Annotated in this window: 16 protein-coding genes; 15 read left to right on the top strand and 1 reads right to left on the bottom strand. The window is 41.5% G+C overall.

Translation table 11 applies throughout. The annotated features are described in order from the left end of the window. The first annotated feature begins 33 nt into the window (after nt 1-33). The 12 genes from EFT72_RS13170 (at nt 34) to EFT72_RS19490 (ending at nt 11507) form a co-directional block, all read left to right on the top strand. Nucleotides 34-312 (top strand): hypothetical protein, encoded by a 279-nt coding sequence (locus EFT72_RS13170; protein ID WP_243110013.1) that lies wholly within the window; start codon nt 34-36, stop codon nt 310-312. A 14-nt stretch (nt 313-326) separates the two neighbouring features. Further along, nucleotides 327-3587 carry a hypothetical protein gene (locus tag EFT72_RS13165; RefSeq protein ID WP_124067384.1) on the top strand — a complete coding sequence of 1087 codons (3261 nt, stop codon included), beginning with the start codon at nt 327-329 and terminating at the stop codon, nt 3585-3587. 12 nt (nt 3588-3599) lie between these two features. Further along, entirely contained in the window at nt 3600-3977 is a 378-nt protein-coding gene (locus EFT72_RS13160; protein WP_124067383.1) for a hypothetical protein, read from the top strand. Next, complete coding sequence (locus EFT72_RS13155) at nt 3977-6223, top strand: hypothetical protein (protein ID WP_124067382.1); 2247 nt, start codon at nt 3977-3979, stop codon at nt 6221-6223. Before EFT72_RS13160 ends, EFT72_RS13155 begins: the two co-directional genes overlap by 1 nt. Further along, a complete protein-coding gene (locus EFT72_RS13150; RefSeq protein ID WP_124067381.1) occupies nt 6201-6599 on the top strand; it encodes a hypothetical protein in 399 nt (132 codons plus the stop codon). Before EFT72_RS13155 ends, EFT72_RS13150 begins: the two co-directional genes overlap by 23 nt. Then, a complete protein-coding gene (locus EFT72_RS13145; protein ID WP_124067380.1) occupies nt 6600-7049 on the top strand; it encodes a hypothetical protein in 450 nt (149 codons plus the stop codon). A gap of 3 nt (nt 7050-7052) precedes the next feature. Then, nucleotides 7053-8384: a glycine-rich domain-containing protein gene (locus EFT72_RS13140; RefSeq protein ID WP_124067379.1), complete on the top strand. Its 1332-nt coding sequence runs from the start codon at nt 7053-7055 to the stop codon at nt 8382-8384. Between the two features lie 10 nt (nt 8385-8394). Then, nucleotides 8395-8715 carry a hypothetical protein gene (locus EFT72_RS13135; protein WP_124067378.1) on the top strand — a complete coding sequence of 107 codons (321 nt, stop codon included), beginning with the start codon at nt 8395-8397 and terminating at the stop codon, nt 8713-8715. Further along, nucleotides 8708-8851, top strand: a complete 144-nt coding sequence (locus EFT72_RS13130) for an XkdX family protein (protein WP_124067377.1) — start codon at nt 8708-8710, stop codon at nt 8849-8851. The genes EFT72_RS13135 and EFT72_RS13130 overlap by 8 nt, the downstream gene beginning before the upstream one ends. An 11-nt stretch (nt 8852-8862) precedes the next feature. Further along, nucleotides 8863-9282, top strand: a complete 420-nt coding sequence (locus EFT72_RS13125; protein ID WP_124067376.1) for a phage holin family protein — start codon at nt 8863-8865, stop codon at nt 9280-9282. 69 nt (nt 9283-9351) lie between these two features. Beyond that, complete coding sequence (locus EFT72_RS13120; protein ID WP_124067375.1) at nt 9352-10197, top strand: peptidoglycan recognition family protein; 846 nt, start codon at nt 9352-9354, stop codon at nt 10195-10197. A gap of 212 nt (nt 10198-10409) precedes the next feature. After that, nucleotides 10410-11507, top strand: a complete 1098-nt coding sequence (locus EFT72_RS19490; RefSeq protein ID WP_124067374.1) for a LamG-like jellyroll fold domain-containing protein — start codon at nt 10410-10412, stop codon at nt 11505-11507. Between the two features lie 1063 nt (nt 11508-12570). Here the strand turns inward: EFT72_RS19490 and EFT72_RS13110 are convergent. Continuing rightward, nucleotides 12571-13110: a rubredoxin-like domain-containing protein gene (locus tag EFT72_RS13110; RefSeq protein ID WP_124067373.1), complete on the bottom strand. Its 540-nt coding sequence runs from the start codon at nt 13108-13110 to the stop codon at nt 12571-12573. Between the two features lie 244 nt (nt 13111-13354). Here EFT72_RS13110 and nuoE point away from each other — a divergent pair, with 244 nt between their 5' ends. Genes nuoE through EFT72_RS13095 form a run of 3 tightly spaced genes read left to right on the top strand, consistent with a single transcriptional unit; the run spans nt 13355 to nt 16042 of the window. Continuing rightward, nucleotides 13355-13840 carry an NADH-quinone oxidoreductase subunit NuoE gene (gene nuoE / locus EFT72_RS13105; RefSeq protein WP_124067372.1) on the top strand — a complete coding sequence of 162 codons (486 nt, stop codon included), beginning with the start codon at nt 13355-13357 and terminating at the stop codon, nt 13838-13840. Then, complete coding sequence (locus EFT72_RS13100; RefSeq protein ID WP_124067371.1) at nt 13840-14235, top strand: (2Fe-2S) ferredoxin domain-containing protein; 396 nt, start codon at nt 13840-13842, stop codon at nt 14233-14235. Before nuoE ends, EFT72_RS13100 begins: the two co-directional genes overlap by 1 nt. A gap of 13 nt (nt 14236-14248) precedes the next feature. Continuing rightward, nucleotides 14249-16042, top strand: coding sequence for an NADH-quinone oxidoreductase subunit NuoF (locus tag EFT72_RS13095; RefSeq protein ID WP_124067370.1), 1794 nt, complete (start codon nt 14249-14251; stop codon nt 16040-16042).

Raw genomic sequence — 16042 nt, 5'->3', positions numbered from 1 at the left:
TTTGAAGACTGGGACTTAATTGTTTCCAGTTTTATGACGCAGTACGGGTTGCGTATTCGTACCAAAGATTTTGAAACCGTAAGCTGGGACGAGTTTAAGACCTTGCTCTCCGGAATGGCTCCTGAAACCCCTATTGGGCGTATGGTTGCTATTCGATCAGAGACGGATAAAAGTGTGATCAAGAACTTTAACAAAGATCAAAAGCGCATTTATGATGCCTGGAGGAACCGGAAGGCGGAAAATATGTCTTCAGTAACATATGAGCAGGAGATGGAAGCATTGGAACAGATGTTTGCGCAGCTGTGTGGATAGGAGGTGAGTAAGTAATGGCTGAAAGCGTGGGTCAGATAGGACTTGACCTGGTTGTTAATCAAAATAGTTTCAATAGACAAATGGCTGGCATTCAGGGAACCGCAGGGAGGGCAGGGAATTCCTTAGCCAACCAAATGTCAGGGTTTGCCACGAAAATAGGGGGAGCCCTGGCGGCTGCTTTTGCGGTTAAGAAAATAGTAGATTTTGGTGCTTCCTGCATTAAACTGGGATCTGATCTGACAGAGGTACAAAATGTAGTTGATGTAACATTTCCCCATATGAAAAAGCAGGTAAATGATTTTGCTCAAAATGCCGCACAGTCTTTTGGTCTGTCCGAAACTATGGCCAAGAAATTCACAGGTACATTTGGAGCCATGTCGAAAGCCTTCGGTTTTTCAGAAAAGGCGGCTTATGACATGTCCACAACTCTAACTGGCCTGTCTGGCGATGTGGCATCTTTTTATAACATTTCTCAAGACGAGGCATATACAAAGTTAAAATCCGTATATACTGGGGAAACAGAAACGTTAAAAGATCTGGGCATTGTCATGACCCAGAATGCCTTAGATGCTTATGCTATGGCCAATGGCTACGGAAAAGTAACGGCCAAGATGTCGGAAGCCGAAAAAGTAGCCTTGCGATATCAATTTGTGCAAGATCGACTGACCCTGGCTTCCGGGGATTTTATCCGGACCAGTGATCAATGGGCCAATCAGGTGCGTATTTTAAAGCTACAGTTTGACTCCCTAAAGGCAACTATCGGACAGGGACTCATCAATGTTCTTACTCCAGTCATTAAAGTGATTAATACAATTATTGGAAAGCTGATGAGCCTTGCGAATGCATTTAAATCGTTTACGGAACTGGTATCTGGAAAGAAAGGTTCCGGTGGCGCATCGGCTGCAGCTGTTTCAGGCATGGAAGCTGTTACCGATTCTGCGGATAAAGCTTCTGGAGCAGTCAGCGGAACGGGTGGAGCAGCTAAAAAGGCAGCTAAAGATATCAAGGGAATGTCCACTGGGATTGATGAATTGAATGTCATTAACCCTGATACGGGTTCTGACAGTGGTAGTTCCGGTGGAGGAGGTACCGGTGATTATGCAACGGATGAGTTTGATATGGGAGAGCAGGATGCCACCAAGCCGGAAGAGTTAGAGAACAAGTATAAATCCTTGATTGATAAAGTCAGGGAATTGGAAAGTCATTTTAAAGGTGGTTTTAATATTGGCTTTGGAGATACCTCAGTACTGGATAATATCAAACAATCAGTACAGGGCATTGGACAAAGTTTAAAAGATATTTTTACGGATCAGACAGTTCTGGCTTCCGCAGAGGACTTTGGAAATCGAGTTGCACTAAGCATGGGAAAGACAGCGGGGAGCATGGCTTCCATAGGGGCTACCATTGCGGATAACCTGTTAGGAGGAATTGATAAGTACTTAGAGCAAAACGGTGATCGCATAAAGAAGTTCATGATTTCCATGTTTGATATTGGCGGTGAAATTGCTGACATTTACGGGAATGCCAATACCGCTCTTGCCACTATCTTCTCAGCGTTTCAAAGCGATAGCGCAAAGCAGATCACAGCAGATATTATAGGAATATTCACAAGTGCCTTTATGGGAGCTACGGAGCTCGTTGGTAAGCTAGCCCGAGATTTAATTGATGTTATTACAGCCCCTTTTATTGAAAACAAGGAATTAATTAAGCGGACGCTCGAAGACACTTTTTCAGCAGTGGAACCTATTTTCACTGAAATAAAGTCTATCGTAGAAGAAGTTTTTACAAAGTTAAACGAGACTTACGACGCTCATGTAAAACCCATGATTGATTCTTTTAAAGAGGGATTTACAGAGATGGCAACAAAATTTTTAGAAATTTATAACACTTACTTCCTTCCCATATTGACAGAATTGTCTGAGCGCTTTCAAGAGTTTAGAGAACAGTACCTATCGCCTTTAATTGACAAGTTCATGGAGTTTGGGAGTAAAGTTGCAGACGCCATTACAACCCTGTGGAAAACGATTTTATTGCCCTTTATCTTATGGTTTATGGATACTGCAGCGCCTATCATTGCTAAGTTTATTCAAAATGTCATTGATGGCTTTTTTCTGTTTTTTGAGGGGGTAAGTAAAGTTATAGGAGATATTTTAACGGCTCTTGGTGGCCTTATAGATTTTATTGTCGGTGTGTTCACTGGCGATTGGCATAAGGCATGGGAGGGGATCAAAACCTTCTTTAACAGCATTTGGGACGCTATGAAGGGCATAATTTCCATAGCAATAAACGTAATAAGTTCAATTATAAAGACTGTTCTTGATGTAATAAAAGGTATTTGGGAAGTAGTATGGAATGGCATTAAGACGTTTGCGTCAAACATATGGGATTCAATTAAAAGCAAAGCTTCTGAAATCTTTGAAGCCCTCCGGGATAAGCTATCTGAGATCTGGGATAGTGTTAAATCCACCATTGAAGAAAAGTGGAATTCAATTAAGACTTGGTTTGATGAAATTTGGCAGAAAATCAAAGACGTATTTAAGTTGGATGAAATGCTGGAAATCGGCAAGAGTGTCATGAATAAACTATGGGATGGCATGAAAGCAATCTGGACAGATATCACTGATTGGTTAGGTAAAATAGCTGGTATTGTTGGAAAAGTTTTTGATGATGTGGTTGACGGAGTGAAAAATGTGTTTAGCAAAGCTCAAGAAGATGCAGAGGAAGATGAGGAAAAAGAGAACAAAAAAGATTCTTCTGGTCCTGGAAGAAGAAAGGTGCACGTAAATAGTGGACCAGGTGTGAAGGGCCATGCAACCGGAGGATTCCCTACTTCCGGAAGTTTGTTTGTTGCGAATGAAAACGGCAATCCAGAAATGGTTGGAAACTGGGGAGGTAAGGCGGCCGTTGCCAATAATATGCAGATCACAGAAGGAATTACCAGGGCTGTACAGTATGGAATGAGATCAGCCATTGCTCCACTAGCTTCCAGTATGAGCGCCATTGTAGGCAATGCAACACCGCAGCTGTCCCTGATCGGAACTTCGGGACGTAGCAATGGGACGACAGACCAGATACAGACTATGGCTAATCAAGCGATGTCTATGCCAACGGAAAATATGTCAGACCATTATCTGGCTCTTATGGTCGATCTGCTTCAGAAGATTATTGATGCGATAGAAGCAATGGATTTGACTGTAAACATTGATATTCGTGAGATTAAAAGTAAGTTATCAGATTTAGAAAAAAGAAGCGGATATACGCTTAAGACAACATAAGGAGGCGGTGCTATGGCAGTATTAACAATCAATGGTCGGGAGTTTCCGTCTCCTGACATTGGTGGAAATTTAGTTGTTGCAACAAATGTAAGTGATGGGAAAAATGCGCTGGGTGAATTTATTGGCCAGAGAGTAGGGAGAGATCAATATAAGTTTGAGAACCTGCAATGGAAGTTTTTAGATGCAGCTACATGGGCAGCTATGCTACAGGAGTTTGATAAATTTGTGGTAACCGCAAAAATACCAGATATGGTACATAATCAGATGATGACAATTCGTGTATATCCAGGGAATCGGACAGCAACCCCTGTAGAACTTAATAACGGCGAGCTACCCATTCTATACAGGGATTGTAAAGTAAATATCATAGACTGTGGGGTGATGGAATAATGCTGACAGCAAGTAGCCAATACAAAGAGCACATGAAAACAAGTGGCAGACTTCGCAATCAGACCTATATCCGAGTGACCATCGGTTTGATTAATCAGCAGGCCCAGTCCAGTGCCTTTGTTCCAAAGTCCGAACAGTGTACTTATTATAGCAATTTAAAATGGCCACTGGATAATTACGAGGTCAAGGAGCTTTATGCAACCTGCGATCAGGATTACACGACCTTAAACAGCAAGATGTATTTTCTTCCAAGAACTAGGGAGGATGTGGTACTTAATCAGGGGATTGTGTCAGAGGAACTTATGGGACCGGTTGAAATACGGTTTCCGGTTCAGTACGATATCAAGGGCTTGACCATTGAATTTGGGAAAGCCTATCCGGTTGATTTTATTATAGAATCCAACAATAACGTAGTATCAGTCACGGGGAACACAAAGGAGCATTTTGTTACAGAGGAGATATTTGAAGGTGCTACCTTTCTAAGGTTCGTCCCATCGGTCATGGTCAACGGTAAGAGCCGGTTCCGGATCCACAAGATCACTATGGGGATCGGGATCTATTTTGACAATCAGCGGATCCTATCTGCTACAAAAAAGGAGCATATCAGTCCGGTCATGGAAGAGTTGCCGACCATTGATTTTAGTCTGACCGTAAATAATAAGGATCGGGCTTTCGATATAGAAAACGAAGAAAGCTCCGTAAACTTTTTGGAGATTGGACAGGGTATTTCAGTCCTGTATGGGCAGGAGTTAGATGACGGTTCTGTGGAATGGCTTCCGGGCGCAAAGGTACGGTTAAAGGAATGGTCCGCCGATGATGAGCAGATGAACTTTTCAGCCTCTGATCGTTTTGAATATATGGATGGAACCTATCATAAGGGATTGTACCGGCCAGATGGAATCAGCCTTTATGATCTGGCGATTGATGTGTTTTCCGATGCTGGAGTTGATAAAAGAACTTACTGGATCGACAGTTATTTAAAGTCTGTGAAGGTTACCAATCCAATGCCGGTTGTCGCACACAAAGAAGCTCTGCAGCTGATAGCCAATGCTGGCCGGTGTATTCTCTATCAGGATCGGGAGGGGAATATCTTTCTGAAATCCAGCTTTATTCCGGATATGGAATCCAGTTCAGATAATGAGGCTTATTTCAGTCATGCAGGATCCGTTTTGGATAAGGCGGTTAAGAAGGCTTACGCTATGACCACACAAGACTATACAAGCGTAGCTCCTACTCAGTATTTCCTGCCAAGGCAGGGAGAAGGAGAGTCGTATCTAAATGTTGGGTATGTATCAGAGTCAGTGGCAGGGAGTGATGGATTCTTTGCCGTAAATCCTGCATTGGAAATCAACCTGGAAGCTTCGTTCAAGTGCTTTGGATTGACGCTTGAATTTGGGAGCAACAATCCTGCACAGATGGTTTTTCACGTCTATCATGATGGGGAACTGGTGGAAGATTACAAACTAACAGATCTTACCGCAACAACGATTATTAGCCATGAATTTGAGGAGTTTGACAAGCTGGTCGTAGAGTTTACCAAGGGATATCCCAATAACAGGGTGGTACTAAACAATATCGCCTTTGGGGATCGCACAGATTACGTTTTTGAATATGGCAATGAATTAACCAAGACTCCAAAGGGAACCCAGTTACCAAAGGTAAGAGAATTTCAGGTAATTAGAACGCTTTACAATCAGGCAGGAGAGAAAAAGGAACTGGCGAAAGAAACGATTGCGGTAACGGCTTCTGATAACCGGTATACCTTTTACTTTAGCAATCCCTCCTATGACTTATCCTGTGAGCTAACAGAGACAGGAGAGGGACAGACGGCTACCATTGTAGACAGCAGTAACTATTTTGCTACGGTGGAATTTATAGGGGTTACAGGGATCGTGGAAGTGTCGATAACTGGCCGGGAATACACTACGGTACAGACCAAAGTAAGCAGGCAGTTAAACCCGACTGGCAAACTTGAAGTATGGGAAAATCCCCTGGTATCTGATACGGTCCATGGGGCTAATCTGGCGGACTGGATTGGCGATTATATGAAGGCAGACCGGGAGTATGATCTGCAATATCGTGGGGAACCACGGCTTGATGCCAATGATATTGCATTTCTGGAAAATAAGTATGTCCCAGATCTACTGCTTCGGGTGTATGATCATACGTTAAAATTCAACGGTGCTTTAAGTGGCACCATAAAGGCAAGGAGGGATATGAGCAATGTGGCAACAGCCAAAGACTAACTGGCAGGCCGGTGATTTCTTTAATATAGAAGATTACAATCGCATAAAAGGAAACTTAAATGAGATCCGGTCACAGGCACTTTTGCTCTGGCCGGATTTTGAATTTGAAGAGATGGGATCCGATAAGACCTATGAGGACTATGGTTTTTATGCGGATGAAATCAACCGGTTCGAAGTTAATGTGGAACATATCTGCAGTGGAACCTATCCGTTTCCAGTTGGAGAGAGACAGACTTTTTATGATAATCAGTCATTTATTGACTGGAAAGAACTGAATCGAATCGAAGCGGCCAGCCGCCTGATCTACAGTAATATCCAGAGTCGGTACAGTGGAAGGAAAACATTATCTTTAATATTGAATGGAGGTGCTTTTTAAATGAGTTTAAAAACAGATTATAAGGATGCCATGTATGATGGGCAACGCAGGTACCGCCTGATTCCAAACGAGGACGGAACTTACAGCTTACCAGATGAAACCAACTATACTCAGAAGGGGGATAAATTTGGGGCCAATGACATCAACTCAACCAATGAAGCCGTAAACCAACTAATCCATGTAACAGAGGTAACCTTGACCGTCTCCGAGTGGAAAGGAAGTTCTGCTCCCTATTACCAGACCGTAACGGTTGAAGATGCAACGAAAGATTCAGAAGCCATAGTTCTAAGTGCTTTGGAGGACGGAGCCACAGCAACTGCCCAGAAAGCCTACAGCAAAGCCTTTGGGCTGGTGGTCAGCGGTACGGCTTCCTTGGGAACTGGTACGGCTACTTTCAAGGTCTACAAAAAGCCAGCAACAGATATAAAAATTGGACTGAAAGGAGTGTAAGAAATGGGAAAGATATGGATGCCGGGAGGCGTTGGAGGGGCAGATTTGGATGTAATAAATGCAACTGCACCTGATGTGTTAACTGGTAAGGTGACTGTTGATAAAGAAGGGGAACCTTTGACGGGTACCATGCCAAATCGTGGAGCGGTAAAACCAAATCTAAACGCAGGAGGAAGTTATGCTATCCCTGCTGGGTATCATAACGGTGGCGGTAAGGTGACAGCCAACAGTCTGGCAAGCCAGACACCAGCAACAGCTTCTGCTAATAGAATTATATCGGGATACTCGGCTTATGTTAATGGCATTAAGGTTGATGGAACGTTAGCAATTCAAAGTGTTGTGTCTTTTAATTTAGCCCAGTATGCAACTCAGCAGATTATTGCATCCTGGGCATTACCATCAGTAGGACCTTGGTCTGGTATACGTGTTATGTGTAAACAAGGTAGTTATCCTACTAATGCAAACGATGGTACCCTATTTTATGAAGGCTCTGGGACATATCATATAGGCACATTAGGAACTGGTATATGGTACTTTAGAGCGTGGAACTACATTACTACGAGTTCTGGCAGATTTTACGGCGGATATGTGCAAACAGCAATTAATAATATTCCTATTACAGGTACACAAACTTTTATTAGTTCTGGAATATTTACAGTACCAGCAAAAGTATATGCTGTTAACGTCTTTCTGGTAGGTGGAGGCGGAGGCGGTGCCGGTGGCAGCGCATATAAGAGTAGTCACGCGGGTGATGGTGGCGGTGGTGGATTCACTAAAACATATTGGAATGTAGGAGTGAGCCCTGGGCAAACAATTGCAGTATCTATAGGAGCAGGTGGTCCTGCAGGAGATAGTCCTTCTAGTGATGGAGGAAATACAAACTTTGGTAGTTATTTAGCACAAGGAGGTAAGCGTGGGGGGTATTGGCCTGCACAAAACATCTCTGGTGGAGGTTCTGGAGGTGGTAGAGGTACTTCTGGAGATGCCGGCTACCCGGGTGGTATTGGGGGTTCTAATGGTAGTGACGGTGGAAGCGCCGGCTATCCGGGAGGAATAGGACAGCACACAACTACTAGAGCTTTTGGACAATCAAGTGGTACACTGTATGCTGGTGGCGGCGGAGGCGGTGGCAATGGTTCAAATGGAGGAAATTATAGAGGAGTCGGCGGCGCCGGTGGTGGTGGCAATGGCAGAGATGGATGGAATGCAGGCTCACCAGGTGCAGCGCATACTGGCGGAGGCGGAGGCGGAGGCTGGTGTGGCTGGCGAGATGAGAACGGGATACATGGCTCTGATGGAGGTTCTGGTATATGTATTGTAAGATGGGGATATTAAGGAGGATATAATGGCAAATATTCATTCAGTTTATGCGAAAGTAGTAGATAATACAATAGTTGATATAATGGTATGTAATGATTATGAGTTGGCTAATAGAATAGCTAGGGCTACACATGGTGACACTGCTACTGCAATATGTATTGATGATTATTCAGTAGGTATTGGAGATAAATTCCATGACAATCAATTTTTTACAATTTCTGACGATGGAGCAGAGATAGCAATAGAACAAGTAAGTACAACAGAAGATGATGTAAAGGAACTTACTGCAAAAATAGAGTATCTTTCTATGATGACAGGAGTTAAAACGGAGGTAAGCAATGAATAAACAATTTGAAATGGTAAAAGACTTTTACAATTGCCAGTTATGGTCTGAGTATATGGTAAAAAACGCAGTAGATCGCTGGATCACAGCAGACGAATTTCTGGAAATTACCGGGAAAGAATATGAGAAGAAGGAATGAGGTGAATAAAAATGAAGAATATACTATGTACAACCGCAGGTGTTGTCGGAAGTATTATAGCGTCTTTATTTGGGGGCTGGGATACGGGAATCGGTACTCTGGTCCTTTTTATGGCCATTGATTTTTTATCAGGTCTTGTGGTTGCAGGAGTATTCAAGAAAAGCAAGAAGACTAATTCCGGAGCGTTGGCTTCCGGGGCCGGCTGGAGAGGGCTATGCAAAAAAGGCATGACCCTTTTATTTGTTCTTATTGCTTATCGACTGGATCTGATCATTGGTACGGATTACATAAGAAATGCAGTAATTATCGGATTTATCGCAAATGAGTTAATCTCCATCGTGGAGAATGCTGGGCTTATGGGCCTTCCCCTTCCTGCCATTTTATCCAAAGCAATCGACATTCTAACAAAGAAAGCAGAAGTAACCAAATAATAAGTTGCGACCGTCGTAACTCTTAAAGCCCAGGACAATCTTGGTTTTTTTTTAATTGGAGGAAATAATATGCAAATCAATAAACGACTCACACCTTATAACCACAATAAGGGAATAGCAGACCGTATCAAGTATATTGTGATTCATTATGTCGGAGCAACAGGGGGAGCTGAGGCAAACTGCAAATGGTACGCCGGAGCTGACCGGAGAGCCAGTGCGCATTATTACGTTGATTTTGATGGATCAGTCTGGCAGTCCGTAGAAGATAATAACATTGCATGGCATTGTGGAGCAAAGAAGTATGTACATCCTGAGTGTAGGAATGCGAATAGCATTGGTATTGAAATGTGTGTTCGGAATAAAGGCAATAAAGCAGATACAAGCCGGGACTGGTACTTTGAGGACGCAACGGTGCAGACGGCAACCGAACTAACCAAGAAGCTTATGGGAAAGTATAACATACCTGCAGATCATGTGATTCGGCATTATGATGTAACGGGAAAGATCTGCCCAAACCCTTATGTTTATAACCATACGCAGCATACATGGGAAGCATTCAAAACGGCGCTAACAGAAACAGAAGTAAAGAAATCCGGCTGGAAGGAAGAGGACGGGGGCTGGCGGTTCTATAATGGCGACACGGGGGAATGTATAAGAAATGACTGGTACCATGATAAGGAAAAGGACTTGTGGTACTGGTTTAATGGCGCTGGAATGATGATCACTAATACCTGGTACAAGTATAAACAGGCTTGGTATTATCTGAATGCTGACGGGAGTATTTGTAAATCACAGCTTGTAGAGAATTCCGGAAAGATCTATGCGGTAGACGCTGAAGGCAGGGTGATAACAGAGCCGGTGAATCTTATTCCAGATCAGGACGGTGCGCTGCAATATCCGGGGTTAGTGAAATAGTACTAAATTTGTTTGGTAAGGTTACCAATTGTTTTAATAAATACAGGATGATAATATACTATCATTCTAAATGGAAAATAATTCCAGAAGTATAACCGGTTATATAAACAGCATCAAGCCATTTCTAGATGGCTTTCTTTACTGGTACATAATTTATTTAGAATGCTTATAACAACTATAATTACGTAAGATAAAATTTGGAGGTACATAGTATGAAAAAGAGGTCATTGATTCAAATAACAATGGTTATATGTTTTATGATTAGTGTAATGTTTTTAGGGCAGGTTACTGTTTTCGCAGATGAAGTTAAACCTGTGTATGAGTATACTTTTGATAATGATAAGGGTGGGATCATATATGACTCAGCTAGTGAAAAAGAAGGCGGCACTTATGGAAACGACAATGAATATCAATTCATTACTGGTTATAATGGAAAGGGAAAAGCAAAACACTTTATTGAGAATGGTGACGGGATTCGAATTACGAAGTCCGGAAAAATATCAGATCGAGCAAAATCAATTAGGCTTAAATTTAGAAAGAATTCTTCAACAGTTTCAAGTAAATCTGAACCAATCATAAATAGTATGAGTTCTAACGGAAGAGGATTTTATATGGGGATAGGAAGCCTAACAAATAATAAAATACAAGGTAGCCTTTATGTTCGTTCGGATTTAGGTAATAGTATTAAAACTTTTGAAATTCAATCACCTGAAAGCATTTGTGATGGACAATGGCATGATATTTTATTTACTTGGGACGGAACGAAAAACACTAATTCAGTTAGATTGTTTGTAGATGATATGACAACTCCAGTTGCGCAAACAACAGCTCTTTATTCATATGATAGATGTGGTTCATCTCCCCATATTGGTTGTTGCACTTATACTGAAAATGTGAAAGAAACGCTAATTGGAGATATAGATAACATTCAGATTTATGATTTAGCTATAGAGCCAAATACAACAGACCCAACAAATCCAGGGGACCCAACAAATCCAGGGGACCCAACGAATCCAGGGGACCCAACGAATCCAGGGGACCCAACGAATCCAGGAGACCCAACGAATCCAGGAGATACTACTGGAAATCAAGCCCTTCTTGTTATTAATATGGAAAATGGAGTGAGAAAAGAGTATAATATGTCAATGGATAAGATTAATGACTTCATAACATGGTATAATGACAAACCAACATCAAGACCTACGTATGTGATTAATAAGGATTACAACAGAGCTTCATTCATAAGCCGTAAAGATTACATATCATACGATCAGATATCAAGTGTTGAAGTAAACGAATACAATGAGTAACGAAATAGCCCTGGGAAACCGGGGCTTTTTCTTTTATATAAAATGTAAATGGAAAAAAGAACATGCGTTCTCATAGCTGATTTAAACATAGAGTACTTAAAAGAAAACAGAACGTCGAGGAGGAAGTAAGGATAGGGTAGTAGGGGACAATGAAAAGGTTGCTTCAGTAGACTACATAAAGCCAATAGGATTTACAACGAAAGAAAAGATTGAAGTAAAAGTATTGGATAAGGTCAAGAGGATTATGAATTTAACAGATAAAGGTTTTAAGCACTTTAGTAATCAGTTAATGCGAGAAGAAGGTAAAAAGGTCGAAGACATATTGCGCCAATGGAGACGAGAGAGGAAGAAATGACCTGTCTCTTTTTTTAGCATTTCGTGTTGCATTTCGTGTTGCATAGCAAGATAAATAGTTCGTTTTCGGGGTTAATATTTGTATTTTAGGATAAAATAAAAACACCAGAAAACCCTGTAACTACAAGGGATTCCGGTATTTATTGGTATTTTGTGGATTTTTACTTTTCCAGTTCAAATCTGGTTGTCGCCTCTATGATAAAGCCTCAGAAACCTGTTACAATAGGGTTTCTGGGGTTTTTGCTTTGTGTATTTGGTGTTTGCGCTTGTTTGCGTGGACATTTTTGGTACTTTTGAGGGCTGTTAATCCAAGATAGCCCTCATTTTTGATGCTGTTTTTTCCTAGGAAGTGATGCTTCGGAGGTAGTGGTGGGTCATGTTGAGACTGTTATAACCCGAGTGGTATTGAGAAAAGAGGTGTTATTTTATCACCAGGTTTTGGAAAATTCTTTAGACCATTTGCTGCAGGCTCTATATGCTCTGAATCATATGTATTTTCCCAGACGTAAAAGGATTGAAGAGTATATCAATGAAATCTGGATCCCTGTAAAAAAGAAATAAATACAATGCTTTATCAGAATTGTAACAACAATAGCAGATTAAGAAAATGCCGGATCGCATTTTTCTAATCTGCTATTGTTGTTCTATAAGGAATTGGTATTTATTTGCTCAAGCTTTTTCCCTCTAGGATCCAGATGAAGGCGGAATCTTACAGGTTTTCATTATATAAACGGTAGTAGCCTTGAGGAAAACCGCATACTGGGCATATTAGCGGGGCACAGTTCCCGGACATGACATTACCGCACTGCATGCAGGTCCAAAGCGTTTCGACTGGTTTACAAAACACCTCATTCTGCATGACGTTATCGTACAGGGTAGAAAATCTGCTACTAATATTGTAGTCTATATTGGCAACACCTGCAAATAGTGCAGCAATATTCATATACCCTTCTTCTCGTGCAATTCTAGCAAATTCCTGATATTGATTATTTGCCAAATTGAATTCATTCTCTCTGGTTTGCATAAGTGCTTCCGCAGTATTTGGAAGTGTGCCTTGATTTTGTTGCCTTAACCAGATTCTTGCATGTTCTTTATTATTGATAGAGGTTGCATCATAGATATTCCCTATCTCGATATACCCTTCTTGTCTTGCAATATCAGCAAAAATTCTGTCTCTTGTACTGGCAATAGCTTCCTCATTATAGGCTATGCCTAAATTCGTATAAGTTCTGCTTTTTTCAAATTCCATTGTACTCCTTAGCCACGTATAAGATATATTAAAAGATATTTAATTAATATTTATATTATTACTGTTTATGACATTAAAGTGATTTTTGTTTGCTTGTTATGATGAGGAACCGCTTGAGCGTGGACAAAAGTAACTATTTGTATTTTATATGTATATTAGACAAGATAAACAGGAAAGATAATCTTTGTAATTTAGATAAAATTACATATTTTGAGAATTTCACCAAGCCCAAAGGAGAGAATATATGGAGAGCAAATGCAATACCCAAGAGAAATTTAAGCAGCTGCAAATATTTATTGACAACATGGAAGACAGAAGGGGAGCGTTAATTGCTGTACTTCACAAGGCGCAGAAACTCTATGGATATTTGTCAAATGATGTGATTTTCTATATTGCAGAAAAACTTGAAATCCCCAGTGCGAAAGTTTTCGGTGTGATTAGTTTTTACTCTTACTTTACCACAGTACCAAGAGGAAAGTACGTGATCAACGTATGTCTTGGAACCGCTTGTTTTGTAAGAGGTTCTGAAGCGATAATGAGAGAATTTGAAAAAATCTTGAATATTAAGGCAGGTGAAACAACCGAAGACAAGAAATTTACGTTATCAGGACTAAGATGCATTGGTGCCTGCGGACTTGCTCCAGTCGTGATGGTTAATGATAAGGTTTATGGAAGAGTAGAACTGAATCAGGTTAAAACAATTCTTAAAGAATATCAGGAGGCTGAGTGATGGCGAAGTTAAAGACGATAGAAGATCTTAAAAAGATCAGACAGGCAGCTCTTGATCAATTAGACTTAAGGTCCACTGCTGAATCTGAAGATAAGGTTTTAGTCCGGGTGGGAATGGCCACCTGCGGGATTGCCAGCGGTGCCAGAACGACCATGAAGGCCATACTGGATGAAATTGCTAAACAGGGACTTGTCAATGTTTCCGTAACCCAGACCGGCTGTATGGGGTATTGTGCCCAGGAACCGGTGGTGGAAGTGGTCTCCAATAGCATGCCGCCTGTTCTATATGGAAAAGTGGACGAGAAAAGAGGACGAGAAATCGTGATTGAACATATAAAGAATGGCCGCCTTCTCCAAAATGCGATCATCAATCAATCATTTGAAAACCTGAAATGAAGGAGGAGGGCTTATGAGTAACTTCAGAATGCATTTACTGGTCTGCGGAGGGACCGGATGTACCGCTTCCGACAGTCTGGAACTTGTAAAGATGCTAAAGGAATCCATTAAAAAACATGAAATTACCAATGAGGTGGAAGTTGTCGTTACCGGATGCTTTGGGTTTTGTGAGAAAGGTCCGATCTTAAAAGTTTATCCGGATAATGTATTTTATATCACGGTAAAGCCGGAGGATGCAGAGGAAATTATTACGGAGCATGTGATAAAAGGCCGTAAAGTGGAACGTCTTTTGTATGTAGAGCCAAATACGAAAGAAAGATTAGAAGGACAAAACGCCATTCCTTTCTATAAAAAGCAAGTCCGGAGAGCACTTAGGAATTGTGGATTTATCAACCCAGAAGATATCAATGAATACATTGCGGTAGATGGGTACCAGGCATTGGCAAAATGCTTAACGGAAATGAGCCCTGATGAAGTAATTGATACAGTTGTTCAGTCAGGTCTAAGGGGGAGAGGCGGCGGTGGCTACCCAACCGGTCTGAAATGGAGCTATACAAGCCAGAATCAGTCGGATGAAAAATATATTATATGTAATGCAGATGAAGGAGATCCAGGTGCATTTATGGACCGGTCCATACTAGAAGGAGATCCGCATTCAGTTCTTGAAGCAATGGCAATTGCAGGCTATGCCATAGGAGCCCAGTATGGATACATTTATATCAGAGCGGAATACCCCCTTGCGATCAGTCGGCTTGAAATTGCCATAAAACAGGCACGGAAACTGGGGCTTTTGGGAGCGGATATTTTTTCAACAGGATTCAATTTTAATATTGAATTACGGTATGGCGCAGGTGCGTTTGTATGCGGAGAAGAGACGGCCCTCATTCATTCTGTCGAAGGAAAACGTGGGGAACCCAGTTCAAAACCTCCGTTTCCGGCTCAAAAAGGTGTTTGGGATAAACCCTCCTGCGTGAATAATGTTGAGACATTTGCCAATATATCGCCGATCTTTTTAAATGGTCCGGACTGGTTTAAGAAGATCGGTACGGAGAAGTCACCAGGCACAAAAGTCTTTGCCTTGGCTGGTAAGGTAAATAATGTGGGGCTGGTAGAAGTACCGATGGGCATTACCTTAAGAGAGGTCATCTTTGATATCGGCGGAGGCATAAAGAATAACAAAAAGTTCAAAGCGGTGCAGACAGGAGGTCCCTCCGGAGGCTGTATCACAAACGAAAATTTAGATATTCCCATTGATTATGAGTCACTGAACAGCGTTGGTTCTATGATGGGATCCGGTGGAATGATTGTTATGGATGAGGAAAACTGTATGGTAGACATTGCAAAGTTTTATCTTGAATTTACCAAGGATGAGTCTTGCGGAAAATGTACCCCCTGCCGGATCGGAAATACAAGGATGCTGGAGATACTTGAAAAAATAACAAAAGGAAATGGTACGGAACAGGATTTGGCTGATCTGGTAGAGTTAGGGGAGGTCATTAAGGATACATCCCTGTGTGGACTTGGACAAACATCTCCCAATCCTGTACTTAGTACATTGCATTTTTTCAAAGATGAATATCTGGCCCATGTAAAGGAGAAACGATGTCCCGCCGGAGTTTGCCAGTCACTTTTTTCCTTTCATATTTTACCGGAAAAGTGTGTAGGCTGTACGGCATGTGCAAGAATCTGTCCGGTGCTCTGCATCGAGGGAGAACCGAAAAAGGTTCATGTGATTGATCAGTCAAAGTGTATCAAGTGCAGTGCATGTTATAATACATGTAAATTTAATGCGATAGAAAAAGGGTAA

The sequence above is a fragment of the Clostridium sp. E02 genome (genome assembly GCF_003833015.1).
Lineage (GTDB): Bacteria > Bacillota > Clostridia > Lachnospirales > Lachnospiraceae > Lacrimispora.
The sequence above is the reverse complement of the archived record's forward strand: the minus strand, read 5'-3'. Positions and strand labels throughout refer to the sequence as shown.

Excerpts from the sequence above, each read along its gene's own strand:
- EFT72_RS13170 (WP_243110013.1), top strand. The coding sequence starts at position 34 with ATGACGCAGTACGGGTTGCGTATTCGTACCAAAGATTTTGAAACCGTA.
- EFT72_RS13165 (WP_124067384.1), top strand. The coding sequence starts at position 327 with ATGGCTGAAAGCGTGGGTCAGATAGGACTTGACCTGGTTGTTAATCAA.
- EFT72_RS13160 (WP_124067383.1), top strand. The coding sequence starts at position 3,600 with ATGGCAGTATTAACAATCAATGGTCGGGAGTTTCCGTCTCCTGACATT.
- EFT72_RS13155 (WP_124067382.1), top strand. The coding sequence starts at position 3,977 with ATGCTGACAGCAAGTAGCCAATACAAAGAGCACATGAAAACAAGTGGC.
- EFT72_RS13150 (WP_124067381.1), top strand. The coding sequence starts at position 6,201 with ATGTGGCAACAGCCAAAGACTAACTGGCAGGCCGGTGATTTCTTTAAT.
- EFT72_RS13145 (WP_124067380.1), top strand. The coding sequence starts at position 6,600 with ATGAGTTTAAAAACAGATTATAAGGATGCCATGTATGATGGGCAACGC.
- EFT72_RS13140 (WP_124067379.1), top strand. The coding sequence starts at position 7,053 with ATGGGAAAGATATGGATGCCGGGAGGCGTTGGAGGGGCAGATTTGGAT.
- EFT72_RS13135 (WP_124067378.1), top strand. The coding sequence starts at position 8,395 with ATGGCAAATATTCATTCAGTTTATGCGAAAGTAGTAGATAATACAATA.
- EFT72_RS13130 (WP_124067377.1), top strand. The coding sequence starts at position 8,708 with ATGAATAAACAATTTGAAATGGTAAAAGACTTTTACAATTGCCAGTTA.
- EFT72_RS13125 (WP_124067376.1), top strand. The coding sequence starts at position 8,863 with ATGAAGAATATACTATGTACAACCGCAGGTGTTGTCGGAAGTATTATA.
- EFT72_RS13120 (WP_124067375.1), top strand. The coding sequence starts at position 9,352 with ATGCAAATCAATAAACGACTCACACCTTATAACCACAATAAGGGAATA.
- EFT72_RS19490 (WP_124067374.1), top strand. The coding sequence starts at position 10,410 with ATGAAAAAGAGGTCATTGATTCAAATAACAATGGTTATATGTTTTATG.
- EFT72_RS13110 (WP_124067373.1), bottom strand. The coding sequence starts at position 13,110 with ATGGAATTTGAAAAAAGCAGAACTTATACGAATTTAGGCATAGCCTAT.
- nuoE (WP_124067372.1), top strand. The coding sequence starts at position 13,355 with ATGGAGAGCAAATGCAATACCCAAGAGAAATTTAAGCAGCTGCAAATA.
- EFT72_RS13100 (WP_124067371.1), top strand. The coding sequence starts at position 13,840 with ATGGCGAAGTTAAAGACGATAGAAGATCTTAAAAAGATCAGACAGGCA.
- EFT72_RS13095 (WP_124067370.1), top strand. The coding sequence starts at position 14,249 with ATGAGTAACTTCAGAATGCATTTACTGGTCTGCGGAGGGACCGGATGT.